14 protein-coding genes are annotated in these 18,058 nt (G+C 31.0%); 6 read left to right on the top strand and 8 right to left on the bottom strand.

Translation table 11 applies throughout. The features are described from left to right. The first annotated feature begins 3 nt into the window (after positions 1–3). Positions 4–2,466 (top strand): TonB-dependent receptor, encoded by a 2,463-nt coding sequence (locus J3U20_RS03370; RefSeq protein ID WP_160541628.1) that lies wholly within the window; start codon positions 4–6, stop codon positions 2,464–2,466. A 188-nt stretch (positions 2,467–2,654) separates the two neighbouring features. Continuing rightward, positions 2,655–3,263: a TetR/AcrR family transcriptional regulator gene (locus tag J3U20_RS03365; protein ID WP_160541627.1), complete on the top strand. Its 609-nt coding sequence runs from the start codon at positions 2,655–2,657 to the stop codon at positions 3,261–3,263. Here the strand turns inward: J3U20_RS03365 and J3U20_RS03360 are convergent. After that, positions 3,260–4,471, bottom strand: a complete 1,212-nt coding sequence (locus tag J3U20_RS03360) for a mechanosensitive ion channel family protein (protein WP_160541626.1) — start codon at positions 4,469–4,471, stop codon at positions 3,260–3,262. The genes J3U20_RS03365 and J3U20_RS03360 overlap by 4 nt on opposite strands. Before the next feature lie 95 nt (positions 4,472–4,566). On the opposite strand from J3U20_RS03360, the gene J3U20_RS03355 reads away from it, so the two are divergent. Together J3U20_RS03355 and J3U20_RS03350 are read left to right on the top strand one after the other, a co-directional pair. Continuing rightward, entirely contained in the window at positions 4,567–5,067 is a 501-nt protein-coding gene (locus J3U20_RS03355; RefSeq protein WP_105296872.1) for a DUF456 domain-containing protein, read from the top strand. A 40-nt stretch (positions 5,068–5,107) separates the two neighbouring features. Beyond that, positions 5,108–5,971: an MBL fold metallo-hydrolase gene (locus J3U20_RS03350; RefSeq protein WP_160541625.1), complete on the top strand. Its 864-nt coding sequence runs from the start codon at positions 5,108–5,110 to the stop codon at positions 5,969–5,971. A gap of 59 nt (positions 5,972–6,030) precedes the next feature. On the opposite strand, the gene pta is transcribed toward J3U20_RS03350, so the two are convergent. Both pta and J3U20_RS03340 read right to left on the bottom strand, forming a co-directional pair. Further along, a complete protein-coding gene (gene pta / locus J3U20_RS03345) occupies positions 6,031–8,124 on the bottom strand; it encodes a phosphate acetyltransferase (RefSeq protein WP_105296874.1) in 2,094 nt (697 codons plus the stop codon). 141 nt (positions 8,125–8,265) lie between these two features. Continuing rightward, a complete protein-coding gene (locus tag J3U20_RS03340) occupies positions 8,266–9,039 on the bottom strand; it encodes an MBL fold metallo-hydrolase (protein ID WP_160541624.1) in 774 nt (257 codons plus the stop codon). A gap of 34 nt (positions 9,040–9,073) precedes the next feature. Here J3U20_RS03340 and J3U20_RS03335 point away from each other — a divergent pair, with 34 nt between their 5' ends. Then, a complete protein-coding gene (locus J3U20_RS03335) occupies positions 9,074–10,501 on the top strand; it encodes a TonB-dependent receptor (protein WP_160541623.1) in 1,428 nt (475 codons plus the stop codon). Between the two features lie 12 nt (positions 10,502–10,513). Continuing rightward, positions 10,514–10,831, top strand: a complete 318-nt coding sequence (locus J3U20_RS03330; RefSeq protein WP_160541622.1) for a DUF4286 family protein — start codon at positions 10,514–10,516, stop codon at positions 10,829–10,831. A gap of 61 nt (positions 10,832–10,892) precedes the next feature. On the opposite strand, the gene hemL is transcribed toward J3U20_RS03330, so the two are convergent. From hemL to J3U20_RS03305, 5 genes are all read right to left on the bottom strand, one after another. Continuing rightward, on the bottom strand, positions 10,893–12,179 hold the full coding sequence (gene hemL / locus J3U20_RS03325) for a glutamate-1-semialdehyde 2,1-aminomutase (RefSeq protein ID WP_160541621.1): 1,287 nt from the start codon (positions 12,177–12,179) through the stop codon (positions 10,893–10,895). Between the two features lie 14 nt (positions 12,180–12,193). After that, complete coding sequence (locus J3U20_RS03320; RefSeq protein ID WP_160541620.1) at positions 12,194–13,279, bottom strand: glucosaminidase domain-containing protein; 1,086 nt, start codon at positions 13,277–13,279, stop codon at positions 12,194–12,196. Continuing rightward, the gene (locus J3U20_RS03315) at positions 13,276–14,181 is read right to left on the bottom strand and encodes a 1-aminocyclopropane-1-carboxylate deaminase/D-cysteine desulfhydrase (RefSeq protein ID WP_160541619.1); all 906 of its coding nucleotides are present in this window, start codon (positions 14,179–14,181) and stop codon (positions 13,276–13,278) included. Before J3U20_RS03315 ends, J3U20_RS03320 begins: the two co-directional genes overlap by 4 nt. Before the next feature lie 141 nt (positions 14,182–14,322). Then, a complete protein-coding gene (locus J3U20_RS03310; protein ID WP_160541618.1) occupies positions 14,323–15,711 on the bottom strand; it encodes a peptide MFS transporter in 1,389 nt (462 codons plus the stop codon). 33 nt (positions 15,712–15,744) lie between these two features. Then, positions 15,745–17,247 (bottom strand): peptide MFS transporter, encoded by a 1,503-nt coding sequence (locus J3U20_RS03305; protein WP_185149844.1) that lies wholly within the window; start codon positions 17,245–17,247, stop codon positions 15,745–15,747. Positions 17,248–18,058: the final 811 nt, after the last annotated feature.

Genomic DNA, 18,058 nt, shown 5'->3' with positions numbered 1-18,058 from the left:
TTTATGAATCTAAAGTATAAAGCATTAGATCTATTTTGCTTTTTAAGCATTATGGCTCCTACGGCTATTGGTTTTGCACAAAACATATCTCCGGATTCAACTCAAATTTCAGAAAAAGAAATTGACGATGTTGTAGTCATTGGAAAAGGAGTTATTGATGTTGTAAAAGAAAGAGAAACCCCTATTGCTGTCTCTATTATTAAAAAACAAGAAATCAGGGACAAAGGAGGAAATCAGGAATTTCCTGCACTTATGAAAAATGCACCTTCCATTTATGTTAATGATGCCACCGGATATGGGGACTCAAAAATGATTACAAGAGGATTTAATCAATCCAATACCGCTGTTTTAATAAATGGCCAGCCTGTTAATGGAATGGAAAGCGGAAGTGTGTATTGGACCAATTGGACCGGATTAATAGACATTGCCAACACCATCCAAGTACAAAGAGGTCTTGGATCTTCTAAACTTGCTATATCTTCCGTTGGCGGCACCATAAATATTGTAACTAAAGCCACCGAAAAAAAAGCCGGTTCAACGGCTCGATTTTTAACGGGCAATGACGGTTTTTGGAGAACTACCTATGAATACAACAGCGGTTTACAGGGAAAATGGGGAGTATCTTTTTCAACCTCAACGTGGAGAGGCGACGGGTACAATAGAGGAACTAAAGGTTATGGTCAAAATTACTTTTTATCAATTGGCTTTCAACCCAATGAAAAACATAATTTCAATTTTATAATTTTTGGAGCACCTCAAAATCATGATCAAAATTATTATACAAAAATATCTGATTTTAAAAGATATGGTTACCGATATAATGTAAATCAAGGATGGTTACACGGAAAAGAACTTTTATTACGAACCAATTACTACCATAAATCAGTAGCCAATTTAAATTGGGACTGGAAAATCAATGAAAAAAGTACTTTGTCTACCGTGTTCTACGGCTCTTTAGGAAGAGGTGGAGGAACCGGAGGATATGGCTCTAAATACATTGAAACTCAAAACATTTCGACTCCTCAAAGTCCCAACACTATACCCGGAAGCAGAAATCAGGAAAATGGAACCATCAGTTGGGATGCAATTTTCGATTATAATTCTACACATAATAGCGATGGAATAGGAACAGGGAGTGATAATTTCATCATACGATCTTCGGTAAACAATCATCAATGGTACGGGCTGGTATCCAACTTTAATCATAAATTTAAAAAACATTTTGAGTTTAATGTCGGAATTGATGGGAGAGCTTATACGGGTACTCATTTTCAACAAGCCAATAACTTTTTAGGATTATCCGGAATTACTGACAATATTTCAACCAATGTAAACGGTACCCATACTGCAACTAAAAACTATAATATTAATCCTTGGAGTTCCTTATTTAGAAATGTAAGTAGGGGGCAAAGACTGAGTTTTGATTACGATGAAACCATTCAATATATTGGAGCATTCGGACAATTTGAATATGTTAATCCATTTATGAGCGCCTTTATACAAGGAGTAATTTCCGAACAATATAATTCCAGAAAAGATCGATTTAATTACACTCCCAACCATCAAAAATCTAAAACACTAAATAATACCGGTTACAATATCAAAGGAGGAGTAAATTTTAAAATTAATGAAAATCACAATATTTTCGGTAATGCCGGATATTATTCCAGACAGCCTTTTCAGAATAATTTATTTTTAAATTGGAAAAATGATGTTAATCCGCTGGCTGATAATGAGGAAATTATTGGTTTTGAAATCGGATATGAACTTCACTATAACTTTTTGGATTTAAGTATAAATTTATACAGAACCAGTTGGAATAACAGAGTTGAAACTATTTCAAACGAAAGCATCAATCAAATAGAAAATCGATCAGGTATCGATGAACTCCATCAGGGAATTGAAATTGAATTTCTTGCCAAGCCTATCAGAAAATTACATTTTAAAGGGCATTTATCTTTAGGCAATTGGAAATATAATGGTAATGCGCATTCTACAACGTACGATTCCAATAATTTGTCCAATATCTTAAGTGAAAAGGATATTTTATTGGATGATGTAAAAACTTCAAACGCTCCCCAATTCAGTTATGGAGTTGGTTTAGTGTATAAAGCGTTTAAAAATTTCACTTTTGATGCTGATTTAAACAGATATGAAAAATTATATTCAGATTTTGATGTAACCCGGGCGGCTCCAAATACAAAAATCGATTTAATTGAGCTACCCGATTATTTTACGTTAGATATGGGAGCTTCATATACTTTATATTTCGACAAAGCCTCATTACGTTTTAGAGCCAATGTCAACAATGCGTTAAATGATGTATTTATGACCTATTCTAAAACCAATATAAAATCCGGCGATAAAGGAGCAGAAAATGTGAAATTTAAAGGAATTGATACCGCTAATCAGGTCTATTTCGGAAACGGAAGAACTTGGAATTTTGGTGTTACCTACAATTTTTAGTTGATAAGTTAACGATAAATAATCCTACATACTCATAAGATCTTATATTAGATTTTTAGGATCAAATTCATACATGATTAAATTCTAAAATACTTTTGTAATTACTTGATAATTACAATAAATAGTAGAGTAAAATAATAATTATTTTACTCTATTTTTATTATATTTGTTTGAATAGCATTAACATTATGGATGTAATTAAAGATCAAATTATTAATAAATCAATTGAGCTGTTTACTCAAATAGGAGTTAAAGTGGTCACTATGGACATGATCAGTAAAGATTTATGTATGTCCAAAAAAACTATCTATGAACATTTTTCCAGCAAAGAAGATTTAATAAAAAATACATTCAGTAAATGCATCACCGCTGCTATTCAAGAACTTGAAAATAAAATTAAAAATTGCCCGAATATCATTCAACAAAAATTTATTATTCTTGAAGACAGCAGCCATTTTATTTTTTTTAAAGAAAACCAAACCTTATTTCAACTAAAAAATTTCTATCCGGATATATATACCGAAATGATTTCTTTACAAAACGATTCCTTAAAAACATTAATTAAAACAAATATTATTTTAGGTATTGAGGATGGATTATACAGACCTAAAATCAATAAAAAATTAACGGTTGAATATTTTTACCTGATTGAAAAGATTATAGCTATTGATGATAAACTTTCAGAAGTTAACGTAAATGATAACGTTGTGAAAAAATATTTTATAGAGTTATTAATACGTTCAATTGCTACCAAAAAAGGTTGTAAAGAACTTGAAAAATATATTTCTAAAAATTAAGAAGGAATTACCGAAACAGTTTTAAGTCCGAAAAAAGATGAAATGGAAATGATATGCTCAAAGACCTCTGCTTGAACTTCTTCATATTCATTCAAATCCGAAGTATTGGTAAAACAATAAACCTCTAAAGGAATTCCATAAATTGTTGGATCTAACAGCCGTATCAAAATTGTATCTTTTTGAGATATGCTCGAGTTTTTTTTAAGATAAACTTGTACATACTTTCTAAATATTCCCATATTCGTATGACTTACGCCTTCATCCATTGTAATAGTGGTAAAATATTCTTTGAGAAGGCTACTATTTTTCAGCTCTTCAAACTCTTTTTTTCCTAAAAACTCAATGGATTGGCTATTGAAAACAATTGACCTTTTTATTCTTCGAGTATGTGAAGTTTTCATGGGGTCATAGTTTCTAACTTCTGTGGATATTAAATCATAAGTGGGTATGGTAGACACGGTTTTGTCTTTATTTAAAATTTTAGTGGTAATTAAATTAATGTCCACTATGCTTCCTTCTAAATTATATTTGGAGATAGAAATGTAGTCGCCCGATTTTAATTGTTTGGAGTTTGAAATATTAATTCCTGCCACAAAACCTAATATAGGATCTTTGAATACCAGAATTATAACAGCCATGGTAGCCCCTATAAAGGTAAAAATATTAGAGCTTGTTAAATCAAATACAATTGAGATAATTATAAAGCTGGATAATACTATTATTAACATTTTAAGAAGTTCTAAAAACGTATTTAATCCAACGGTAACGTAGCTTCTGTCTCTATTTTTTACTTGAGCATAAGAATTGATAACACTAATTAGAAATTTAGCAATAAACGTTATTAAAAATATACTGAATGCTAAATCTAAAATATGGAAACTCTGAGGATGAGGGTAAAAAATAACGGGCACTAATAAATAGCATATCCCCAAAGGCAAGAGACGAAAGAAACTGGTAAATACATTTTTTTCAATAAAGGTATTCATCCATATATTTTTTGTATTCGGAACAATTTTCAATACAATTTTTAATAATACTTTACGCTGTAAAAAATCTAAAATCAAAAAAATAACTAGTATTATTAAAACTTTACTTGCAATTTGAGTGATTAAAACCACTTCATCGGGAAAATGATTCGAAATATAGCGATCCAACTGATCGATTATCGTATTTTGGTTTTTTTGCCTTAATGTAGTTGTCTCATTCATTAATCCGCTAAGTTTATATCAATTTATTAGAGATAAAGAGAAAAGTTTATAAATTATTAAGTATCTTTATAGTTACTTTTAATGTATCATATTTTATGCCTGATTTAATTTGGATAATTTTAATATTTATTCTCATACTTATTGGAATTATAGGCTCCGTTTTACCTGCATTACCGGGAACACCTATAGCATTTATAGGTTTATTAGTTTATAAGTTATGCCCTCTTGGTGAAAATCTAAGTTGGTGGTGGATTTCTTTTTGTGCGATTTTAACCATACTAGGAATGGTCATTAACTATTTTATGCCTATTCTTACTGTTAAAAAATTCGGTGGTTCCAAATACGGCGCTATCGGAGCTACTATTGGAACATTGATAGGTTTTATCGTACCCTATGGTTTTCTGTACGGACCTTTTTTAGGAGCCTTTGTTGGAGAATTGATTTATGATTTTATGAATAAAAGAGGGGCCTTAAAAGCCTCTTTGGGTGCTTTATTGAGTTATTTTCTTTGTATGGGCGTAAATATAATTATATGTGGAATCATGATGACCATTTTTATTATCCATCTTACCTTTACTTATTTTAGCGTTAATTGATAAATAAACTTTATATTTAAAGTATCAAATACAATACTTTATGAAATTATATCCGATTGAAACCGGAAATTTTAAACTCGATGGAGGCGCTATGTTCGGCATTGTACCTAAATCTATCTGGCAAAAAACACATCCTGCAGATTCTAATAATTTGGTCGATTTAGCTATGAGATGTCTTCTTATTGAAGATGGCAAAAGACTAATATTAATTGATACGGGTATTGGAAACAAACAAAATAAAAAATTTTTTGGATATTATTATTTATGGGGCGATTTTTCTTTAGAAAAATCCTTAGCTCGATATGGCTTTACCTGTGATGATATTACTGATGTTTTTCTTACACATTTACATTTAGATCATTGCGGGGGAGCTATTAAATGGAATAAAAGCAAATCAGGTTATAAACCAACATTCAAAAATGCTATTTATTGGAGTAATGAAGATCATTGGAATTGGGCCGTCCAACCTAATTTAAGAGAAAAAGCTTCTTTTTTAAAAGAAAACATTCTTCCCATTAAAGAAAGTGATCAATTACAATTTATATCCATTCCTAAAGATAATTTCCTGAAAAATTCACCTTTAGGCTTTGATATATATTTTGTTAATGGACATACAGATAAGCAAATGTTACCCGTAATAATTTATGAGGGAAAAACAATAATTTACGCTGCTGATTTGTTACCTACTACCGGACATATTCCAATTTCTTATATTGCGGGATATGATACCCGCCCCCTACTCACTATACCCGAAAAGGAACAAATTTTAAATCTTGCCGAATCTCAAAATTATTTTTTCTTTTTTGAACATGATGCCGTTCATGAACTGTGTACAGTTAAAAAAACAGAAAAAGGAATCAGGCTCGATCAAACGTTTAGCTTTTTGGATATTTTTGGAAAATAAAAAACTCTATCAATCGTAATCAATGATAGAGTTTTATTACTTCTTTAAATACTATTTTTTTAATTGTCGTTGGCTGCTTGGATAGCTGTAATTACAACCGTATTGTAAATATCTTCTATTTTTGCGCCTCTACTTAAGTCATTGATAGGTTTTCTCAATCCTTGAAGTACAGGACCTAGCGCTAGTCCTCCGGATTCCCTTTGCACCGCTTTATATGTATTATTACCGGTATTTAAATCCGGGAAAATCAATACATTTGCCTTTCCTGCAACTAAAGACCCCGGCATTTTACTGCTACCTACACTTGGAACCACCGCCGCATCATATTGAATCGGTCCTTCAATTAATAAGTCAGGACGCAAAGATTTTACCAGCTCTGTTGCTTTTCTAACTTTATCCACATCTACTCCCGCTCCTGAATATCCGGATGAATAAGAAAGCATGGCTATTTTCGGCTCAATTCCAAATTCTTTTGCAGTTCCTGCAGCAGAAATTGCTATATCTGCCAACTGTTCGTAAGTAGGATTAGGAACAATAGCACAATCACCGTAAACTAGTACCCTATCTTGCAAGAGCATGAAAAATACGGAAGAAACGGTTTTAATTCCCGGTTTAGTTTTAACAAATTGTAATGCAGGGCGTATCGTGTGAGCCGTAGTATTTTGAGCTCCCGAAACCATTCCATCTGCATCTCCTTTATACACCATCATTGTCCCAAAATAGGAGGCATCCAACATTAAATCTTTAGCCTGAGCATGTTCCATACCCTTATCTTTTCTAAGTTCATATAAGGTATCAACATAATCATTTAACTTATCGTTTTCTGTATTATCTAAAACAGAAATCAGATCCGTATTCCAACTTAGTCCCAGTTGGTTAACTTTTTGTATAATTTCATCCGGTTTACCTAAAATTGTGATCTTTACAATTTCATCATCCGCTAACATTGAAGCGGCGCGTAAAATTCTCTCATCTCCACCTTCCGGTAAAACTATATGTTTGTGGGCTGCTTTAGCTTCTTTCAACAAATTATACTGGAACATTCTAGGGGTAATTCCTTCAATTTTAAATGAAGAAATTCTCTTATCAAGCTCCGGCACATCCACATATTGTTCAAACAGGTCAATATTACGTTTAATTTTTGCCGTGTTTTCAGGATAAATTGTTGATTTTATATTGTCAATAGCTGTTGCTGCTTCAAATGTTCCCATATCAACAAGCATAATAGGCATGTTTACACTCGATCCGTCAATCATTTTCATGATTGAAGCATCAGGACCTATTCCGGCAGTTAGTATTATTCCTGAAATTCTTTTAAAATTAGATAAGTTGGAAAGTAAAGTTCCAACGATTAAATCGGATCGATCACCGGGAAGTATTACAACGCAATCTTCTTCAACATAGTTAATGAATTGAGATAGTAACATTCCTCCAATCATAAACTTAGTGATGGATCGATTTAAATTTTCACTTCCATGAAGTACTTTAGCTCCTAAAACATCAGCCACTTCTTTTAGTGTAGGAAAGCTTAAAGGTTTATCGTTAGGAATTATAGATAATAAAACGGAATCACCAATGCGTTTCTTACTTTTAGTAATAACTTCTTCTATATCTTTATCACATTTATTAACAATTACCGCAATAACTTTATTATCCTTCTTTAAAAAATTGTTTAATTCCAGACTTATATTTTTAGCTAAATCGTGCGAATTTTTAAATGAATCTTTTACAACAAGAACGACCGGAATATTTAATGATTTAGCAATGATAACATTCAAATCATATTCTAACGAAGTACTACCTGCTGATATATCAGTACCATCGATTAGTACAAAGTCAAATCTATCTTCTAATGCTTTATACTTTTGAATAATACTATCGTATGCCTCATTTAATCTGCCACTATTTTGAAGATCAATAATTTCACTTTTAGTAAAAGCGTATGCATCTTCATAACTCTGATTAAGATTAAAATAAGAAATCATAGTTTCAATATGGTTGTCTTTTATCCCATCATCTAAATCATCAATAATAGGACGAAAATAACCAATATTCGGTGTTCTTCTCATTACCATTTGCAATATCCCCAAGCTAATCAAAGATTTTCCGCTATAAGGACATGTAGCCGCTACATATACTGATCTATTGTTCATTTAATATTATAATTGTAAGTATTGCAAAAGTACAAAATTGAGGAATATACATTTAATTAAATTTATAAATTAAAATATATCTAAATAATGCTTTTTATTTATTATAAAATATGATTTTTAGTAAAAAAATATGCATTCTTATTAAAATTCAACTTTCAATCCGTCATAAGCTAAAAAAACATGATTAGGCAATGTTTTTTCTACCTCTTCATGAAACCCTAGTTGATAGCTGATGTGTGTTAAATAAGCCTTTTTAGGTTTAACTTTCTCAATGATTTCCAATGCCTCAAACAAAGTAAAATGGGAAGCATGAACTTCCTTTCTTAAAGCATTGATAACTAATACTTCTGAAAATTTAATTTTTTCTATTTCTTCTTCAGAAATAGAGGAAGCATCAGTGATATATGATAATCCCCCTATTTTATATCCTAAAATGGGCAACTTACCGTGTAAAATATGTATGGGTTGAATAGAAACATCTTGAAAAGAGATATCACCATTCACTGAATGTAATTCAAAACCGGGAGCACCCGGATATTTTACTTCTGCAAAAGCATAAGAAAATCTTCTTTTTATATCTTCTAATACCCTTTCCTTTCCAAAAATAGGAATATCTTGTCCTTTCAAAAAATTGATGGGACGCAAATCATCTAATCCTCCAATATGGTCTGTGTGTTCATGCGTTATTAATACGGCATCTACATTGGATTTATTTTCTCGCAACATTTGCTGTCTGAAATCAGGACCGCAGTCAATTAATAAATCCAAACCTTTATATTGAACCAATGCAGAAGTTCGTAATCTTTTATCTTTTTCATCTTGAGACTTACATACCGGATCATTTGAACCTATAACCGGAATTCCTTGAGAAGTTCCTGTCCCTAAGAATGTTATATTACTTTTTTGTAGTACCATAATTTTTGTAAATTTACGAACAAAAGTTGAAAATATGCTCTCTCATAAACAAGTACTAACCCCTAGGCAAAAAGCTCTTCAGATTAATTTAAATAAAGATATTTATGGGACTTTTTCTGAAATAGGAGCAGGTCAGGAAACCGTACGCTATTTTTTTAGAGCGGGCGCAGCTTCTAAAACTATTGCCAAAGCAATTTCTGCCTATGATAAAGAAGTAAGTGATTCTATTTATGGAAAAGAACCGGATAATAGATATGTTTCTCAAGCACGATTGCATAAAATGCTTGACCATGAAATTGAATTAATTGAGAAACGAATCGATAGAAGCAATTGTTCAGGCAGAAAATTTTTTTCCTATGCCAACACAGTTACTACCATCAATTTTAATAAAACTTTTAAAGGACATGGTTGGGTTGGAATCCGATTTCAATTACATGAATTAGAACCGTATAATGAAATTATTTTACATGTTCGTTTCCATGAAAACGACACTAAATTACAACAGGAAACCTTAGGTATTTTAGGAGTAAATTTAATTTATGGTTCTTTTTTTTACAGCGATAATCCAAAAAAAATAATTTCATCTCTTTATGATGAACTCAGCACCGTTCAGATTGAAATTGATATGATTAATTTCAGCGGACCGGATTATGCTGCTGTGGACAATCGTTTAATGAGCTTACAGTTAGTTAAAAACGGAATGGCAGATGCAGCTGTTTTTGAGCCTAACGGAAAAAATGTTCTTCCCGCGGATGAATTATATAATAAAAATATTTTCGCATTAAGAGGAAGTTTCCGTCCGGTTACCCATGTAAACATTGATATGTGTAATCAAGGTTTGAAAATGTTTATGAATGAAAAAAAGGTTACTAAAGAAAATACTAAGGTACTATTTGAGATTACTTTATCCAACCTGCTTGCTTCCGGAGAGATCAATGAACAAGATTTTCTAGATCGGGCGGATGTTTTAGGAAAATTAGGATATACTGTTTTAATTTCTAATTTTTCCGAATATTATCGTTTAGTAGATTATTTCAGCAGATTTACTACGGAACGAATCGGTATTTCAATGGGTGTTAATAATTTATTGGACATTTTTAAAGAAGGATATTATAACCACTTAAGCGGTGGTATTATGGAAGCTTTTGGAAAGCTGTTTAAGCAGCATATGCGAATTTATCTTTATCCATATGTTGATCAAGAAACAGGAGAGTTTCTCAATTCTGAAAATTTAAAAGTTAATGAAAGCCTTAAAGATTTATACAAGTATTTCAAAAAAAATAAGAGGATTGTAGATATTAAAGATTATAATGAATCCTATCTCAGAATTTATGGAAAGCAAATTCTTACTCAGATTGCTTCCGGTAAAAACGGTTGGGAAATTAATATGCCCAATGAAGTTGCCGATATGATTAAAGAAAAGGGTATGTTCGGGTACTCAGTGGATTATGCTATTAATTAATATTTTAATGAAATGATTATATATTCAGAAAGTTTTCACGTTGAATATCCTTTAGAAAAGGAATGGATCGATTGGGTTAAAAATACTTTAATCCCTGAAATGTATGAAATTCAAATATTTACTAAGGTTATATTTTCAAAAGTTATTTCTCATCCGGATGAATCAGGATGTACCTATTCCCTCCAATATTATGCCGCTAACAAAAAAGTTTTAGAAGACTTTTATAAAAACCATTCCGATCGATTTGCTCAATTATTATTTCATAAGTTTGGAACTCGAGTCTTGCCTTTTAAAACTGAATTAGAGCTAATTGAAAGTTTCGAATTTTAATTTGCCATTTCTTCTATATAAAAAGAAAATATACTATACTAAGTAATTTATTATTTTCCAATCAAAGTGAGGATATAAATTTTTTTGTATAATCTAATGTTTTTTCAATTTCAATATCTTTTATACAATCAGAAATAAACCATGTTTCATAACCTGAAGGCGGCAAATATATTCCGTGGTTTAGTAGATAATGAAAATATTTGTTAAACATTTCATGATCAGCTTTTGTTGCATCATCAAAGTTTGAAACTTCTGATATACCAAAAAATACGGTCATCATCGATGAACATTGGTTAATATATACGGGTATACCGGCGTTTTTAAAAATAGTTCTTAATTCATCGGATAGGATTTCTGTAGTTTGTGTAATTCTATGGAAAATATCTAAATCATTTTTCAGTATGGATAAGGTTGTATATCCGGCCCTCATAGCAATTGGATTTCCGGATAAAGTACCCGCTTGGTAAACCTTACCAACCGGAGATAAACAATCCATTATTTCCTTTCGAGCGGCAAATGCTCCGACGGGCATTCCACCTCCAATAATTTTACCATAAGTTACTATATCTGCCTGAATGTTAAAAAACTCTTGAGCTCCCCCCATCTTTGCTCGAAAACCTGTCATGACTTCGTCAAAAATCAGTAATGACTGATTTTCTTCACATAGTTGCTTTAACTTAACAAGAAAATCTCCTTTAGGAGGTATACATCCCATATTACCTGCTATAGGTTCAAGTATAACTGCTGCAATCTCGCCCTTATTCTTTTCGAAAACAGATTTTACAGATTCGATATCGTTATATTTAGCCAACAAAGTATCCTTTGCAGTTCCTTCCGTTACCCCCGGACTATTAGGATTTCCAAAGGTAACAGCACCACTTCCGGCTTTTATAAGAAAGGAGTCGGAATGTCCATGATAGCACCCTTCAAACTTAATAAATTTATTTTTTGATGTAAAACCTCTTGCTAATCGGATCGCAGACATACAGGCTTCCGTACCTGAATTAACCATTCTTATTTTATCAATAGAAGGCACAGAAGAGGTAATCAATTTAGCAATTTCTGTTTCTAATTCCGTAGGAGTTCCAAATGAAAACCCATTTTTCATTTGCTCTATTACTGCTTCTACTACTTGGGGATGATTATGACCTAGAATCATGGGACCCCATGAGTTTATATAATCTATATATGTGTTTCCGTCTTCATCTGTAAGATATGCACCTTTTGCCGATTTCATAAAAACCGGAACTCCTCCGACAGATTTAAATGCTCTAACGGGCGAATTTACCCCTCCGGGTATATATTGTTGTGCCTCTTGAAATAAAGCCTTACTTCTTATAAATAACATCTAACAACTCTATTTTAACTTTTTCTCCCTTTTAGTAAAATTCTATCTCCTTGTTTAGGCTCATCTCCCGGAAACATCAAATTTCGTTTGTATAATTCAATTAAGGAAATACCATTTTCTTGGGCTATATCGTACATCTTCTCACCTTCCTTTACAATATGTTCTTTGTTGATTCCTTTTTTCTTTTTTGGATCTAAAAAGATTTTTTGGTTAATTACTAAACTATCCTGAAAGAGTAAATCATTATAAGATTTTAATTGATTTAATGAGATGTGATAGGCTTTTGAAATATCTTCCAACGTATCTCCTTTCCTTAATATAATATATCTTACTTTCCCATTGGGATGAATTCTAATTCTAGAGCTAGGGAATTCAAAATTATTGGTCTTAACGGCTGCTATTTTCTTTACATTTTCTACTTTTTTAGCCGTTACTTTAACAGGAGTTGTTTTTTTGGGAACATCAATTTTTACTGTTTTTGTATTAGCATCTGCCAACAAAATTGATGATTCATCTACCTTTTCAATACTATTATTGGATTTATATGTATCCGGATATAACTCTGCTAACTTTTTATCTACATTATCAGAGGTTAAAGAATCAAACTGGTATAATTTATATCTTTCAATTAAATTGATTAACATATATGCGTACTTAGGATTAGTAGCATACCCTGCTTTTCTTAAACCATGTGCCCATGCTTTATAATCTTTTCTATCTAATTGAAACAGTTTTTTATAATAGGGTCTTTCTGCTAAAAATAAAGAATGGTCTCTGTAAGATTCTTTTGCAGAGGTATATTTTCTAAAACATTCTCCTCTGGCATCATCATCATGATACATTCTCCCTCCGGTCCAATCATTTTTACATTTAATGCCAAAATGATTATTTCCTACCTGTGCTAAAATACTCTGCCCGTTACCTGTTTCTAAAATTCCTTGTGCTAAGGTAATACTTGCAGGAATTTGATACATTTCCATTTCCTCTACTGCAACTTTAGCATAGGTTTGAATGTATAATTCATCTTTTTTTACAGATTCTTGAGCCAGAATGAAATTTCCTAAAACTATCGCTATTAGAAATATTCCAAATTTTTTCATGTTACAATTATAGGTTTATTTTTCTTCTTTAAGTACTTATTCATTTCTTTAATCCCTTGTAAACCTCCTGTGTGTATTGCTAAAATTTTTTTGTCCTTATGGATTTGCCCCTTTTTTATCATGTCTCTTAATCCGAACATCATTTTTCCTGTATATATGGGATCAAGGGGAATATGATTGAGATAATAAAATTCGTTAATAAAATCGATTAATTCATTCGTAATTTTAGCGTATCCTCCAAAGTGGTACTCCAAATTTACTATAAAATTTTCTTTGCTAGTATGTTTTAATAATTCTTTAACTAAAAAATGAGCGTTTTTTAATACCGGAAATCCGATTACTTGTTGGTGAGGAAATGCTCCTACAGATAATCCCGAAACAGTTCCTCCGGTACCCATTGCAGAAGTAATTATGTCATAAGAAGAGGTTTTTTCTGATAGTATTTCTGCTGCTCCTTTTACAGCCAATGAATTTGTTCCGCCCTCAGGTACTAAATAATGATTAGGAATGGTATTAAGTATATTTTGTATATAACTCGACTGTTCTTTTAATCTATATTCATGCCTGGGTACAAAAATAAATTCCATGCCATAAGTGGAAGCTTCTGTTAGAGTTAAATTATCTTTCCATTTATCAACAATTTCTTCTCCTCGAATTATACCTATAGATTGGAAACCATTTTCATTAGCTGCTGCCGCACAGGCTACAATATGGTTAGACATTGCTCCGCCGAAAGTTACCAATATTTTCTTTCCTAATTCTTTAGCTTTTTGAATATTATATTTTAATTTCCAAAATTTATTTCCTGAAATGACGGGATGAATCAGATCTTCTCTCTTTATATGAAGAACTTGATCTGTTTGTAAGCCCGGAAATTGAAAAGTTTGTATAGGTACATTCATTTTATTTTCATGAATTTATTTTTATATGAATTATATCTAATGATTTAATAAACATTCCATAAACAACTAAAGCATATTCATTTATACTAATTTAAATAAAGAATATGCTTTAGTGATATAACTTTTTAATTATTTTTAATCTTATCTTACTCCATGCATCATTTTTACTAGTACTTTATTTAATGCGATCATTAATACTCCACAAATGATTACAAATAATGAAATATATAAAAATATTTTACCTGCTCCTAAAGTTTCGACTGTAGAAGCTAAAAAGCCTCCTACTATATTTGCAATAAAGGATGCCATTAGCCATACTCCCATTAATAGAGATGCTAATTTAGGAGGTGCTAATTTTGTTACTACGGAAAGTCCAACAGGCGACAAACATAATTCCCCTATGGTATGAACAAGATACGTTAAAATTAACCACCATATACTCGCTTTAATGGTAACATCGGCTATATCGCCCCCTCGTTCCGCAACTGCTCCTAACATAAAGAAAAATCCAACCCCTAAAATTATCATTCCTAATCCCATTTTTAACGGAGTCGTTAGTTTTTGTCCTAATTTACTATTCCAAAAATACGCAAAGATCGGAGCTAAAACTACTATAAAAAATGGATTTACCGATTGAAATAAAGAAGTGGGTATATTATATTCTCCAATAAAAGGCAAATTTACATTTCTGTCGATAAATTTATCTGTATACAATGATAAAGATGAACCGGCTTGCTCAAATCCTGCAAAAAAGAAAATAGCAAAAAAGAAATAAATAAATATAACAGCAACTCTTTGTTTTTCATTTTTAGTTAGTGGAACGTTTGGATTTACATCACTATTTGTATCGTTTTTGGTGACTTTTCCTTGAGGTTTTAACCCTAGATCTCCTAAATATTTTTTCGCCAACGTATTATAGGTAATTTGTCCAAAAAACATTCCGACTGCAGCTGCAAGGAAACCATATTTATACCCATATGATATTATTTTTCCTGCGGCATCTCTTGTAGAGAAAATATCATCGGTTAATATTCCTACAATAATGGGAGCAATCAATGCTCCTAAATTTATGCCCATATAAAAAATAGAGAATGCTGAGTCTCTTTTAGGATCGCCATCTGCATATAAACCACCTACCAAAGTTGATATATTGGGTTTAAAAAATCCATTTCCTATAATTAGAAGGAATAACCCTACATACAGTCCACTTTGGGTATTTAATGAAAATAATGCCAGTTGCCCACACATCATTATAATTCCCCCTATTGTAATGGAATGTCTTTGTCCTAAATATTTATCTGCCAACCAACCTCCAATTAATGGAGTAAAATAAACAAACCCCGTAAAGAAACCATATATTAAGCTGGCTGTTTGAGCATCTATACCTAAACCTCCTTCTAAATAAGATTTTGTAAGATATAGTATTAAAATTCCTCTCATCCCATAATACGAAAATCGTTCCCACATTTCTGTTAAAAACAGTAGGTATAACCCTTTAGGATGCCCTTTTTTAACTTGAGTTTCTGTCATAATATAATTTATACTTAGTTTTACTTATTATTATTATTTAACTTCTTGCATTAATTTCCTTATCAAAGGAGAAAATAGAATTAAAGCAATACCGGTAATTAATGCATAATTGGCCAATTGTCCGAATCCTGTAGTATATGAATATAATTTAGTTACTAAAGATGCATTTTCATCCGGAGAAGACATTTCTGCCCCTAAAAGACCTGCTACATATTGCGCATAAGAACTGGCTAAGAACCACATTCCCATCATCATTCCTGACAAATTTTTGGGAGATAATTTGGTAACTATAGATAAGCCTACCGGAGATAAACAAAGTTCTGCGAACGTCATAACCAAATAGGCTATTGTAAAGATATTTAAAGATGTCATTCCGTTCGAGTCAGCAAAATATCTTGTACTATATAAAATATAAAAAGAGCCGGAAAGAAATAAGAATCCCAATCCAAATTTTATTACCGTATTGGGTTCTAATTTTATTTTTGCCAACCATAGCCATAATAATCCAAATAAAGGACTTAAGATTATTACAAATAAAGCATTGGAGCTATTATTTACAATATTGGGGTCAATATTAAAAAACAGTAATTTATGACTTAGGTTTCCTTCGGCAAAAATAGCCAAAGCTCCTCCACTTTGTTCAAAAAATGCAAAAAATAGTATTGAAAAAATAATTAAAATCATCGCAGCAACAAGTTTTTTTCTTATTTGTGCGCTTTTTATTTTAATAAGTTCTATAATAAACAAAGCTATTGCCAACGGACCAATGGTATACATAAAATAATCCGTGTATCGAGTATTATGTATCATGGCATAAATAACAGGTATGCATAATAAAACTCCTAAGTACACAAACGTCTCTCGGGTTCTCCTGGTTGAAGGTTTCATATCTATCAATGGTGAGTCACCAATAGGTCCTAAATATTTTTTGGTTGCTAAGAAGATTAAAATACCTATTAGCATTACTATAGCTGCGGCTAAAAAACATAAATTCCAGGAATGATATTTTCCCAAATAAACACATAAAACACCACCAAATAAGGCTCCTAAATTTATACCTGAATAAAACAATCCAAATCCTGCATCTCTTCGTGGATCTTTTTCACTGTATAAATCTCCAACCATAGTGGAAATGTTAGGCTTAAAAAATCCTGTTCCAATTATTGATAATGTTATTCCAAAATAAAAAAAATCATGTGGAGAATAAGCGATAATTAAATTACCTAAAACCATGGTTAAACCTCCAATGAAAAGAGATTTTTTAAATCCTAATATTTTATCTGCCAAAATGCCCCCAATAAAAGTAAAAGCGTAAATAAATGCTTGTATCGCTCCATATTTAAGGTTAGAATCTTTATCAGTAACTCCTAATTGACCCACCATAAAAATTGTAAGAACTCCTCTCATACCATAGAAGCAGAAACGTTCCCACATTTCAATCAAAAATAGATATATTAGCTGTTTTGGATATTTTCCGCGAAAATTATGAATTTCTTCTAGAGTAAGTTCTTTATTTTTTTGGATATTGTCATTCATATTATTATCACTGTTAGTAGTATTAATCGTTTTAAATTCATAAATGCTTAAAAATCAATTATTTAATTTTTTTAATTGATTTTTTACTATCAAAAATACTAAAAATTCCTAAAATCAAATAGAAGTATAAGCAATAATCTCAAAAATAATATAATTTATGAATAAAAAATAAAGCATATTTATTTTATTATCTAAATTTTTTTTTACTTAATAATGAAATAATTTTAAGCTATTATTACTAACAATAAATATAAAGGCATATATTTTTATGGATTTTTTAAACTAATTGGTATAAATATTTACTACAAACTATCATGTAAAATAATTTTCTAATTAGTTTAATTTATTATTAATTTTTTAATTCATCATATAATTACTTTTTAGTAGTTATTATATTATGAAATTTGAATTCTCTTAGCTAAAAAACCTATCAAAAAAGAGTTACTAAAGAAATAAAAATCAATAAAACCTATTTCTTCAAATTATATGATTTCAAAAACTATTTAGATTTACTAATTTTAAATAAGAAAGTCCTTATCGGGATTGAGATTGCTTTTAATAACCTCAAAGAATATGTATAGTAAATATCATCATAGATATTAAAAGGTCTGATATAAAATTATGAGAGTTAGCTTATGAGTTTAGCTAAATTAAAAGTCTATAACTTTAAAATTCCACCAACCAAAAAAACCACTCCAAAACAAAACAAAAAAAGCCTTGTATAATCCTATACAAAGCTTTCTTTTTTAAAAAACCGGCGGCTACCTACTCTCCCGCGTTTGCAGTACCATCAGCGCAAGTAGGCTTAACT

Origin of the sequence: Apibacter sp. B3919 (assembly GCF_026537405.1) — a bacterium.
Taxonomy (GTDB): domain Bacteria; phylum Bacteroidota; class Bacteroidia; order Flavobacteriales; family Weeksellaceae; genus Apibacter.
The sequence above is the reverse complement of the archived record's forward strand: the minus strand, read 5'-3'. Positions and strand labels throughout refer to the sequence as shown.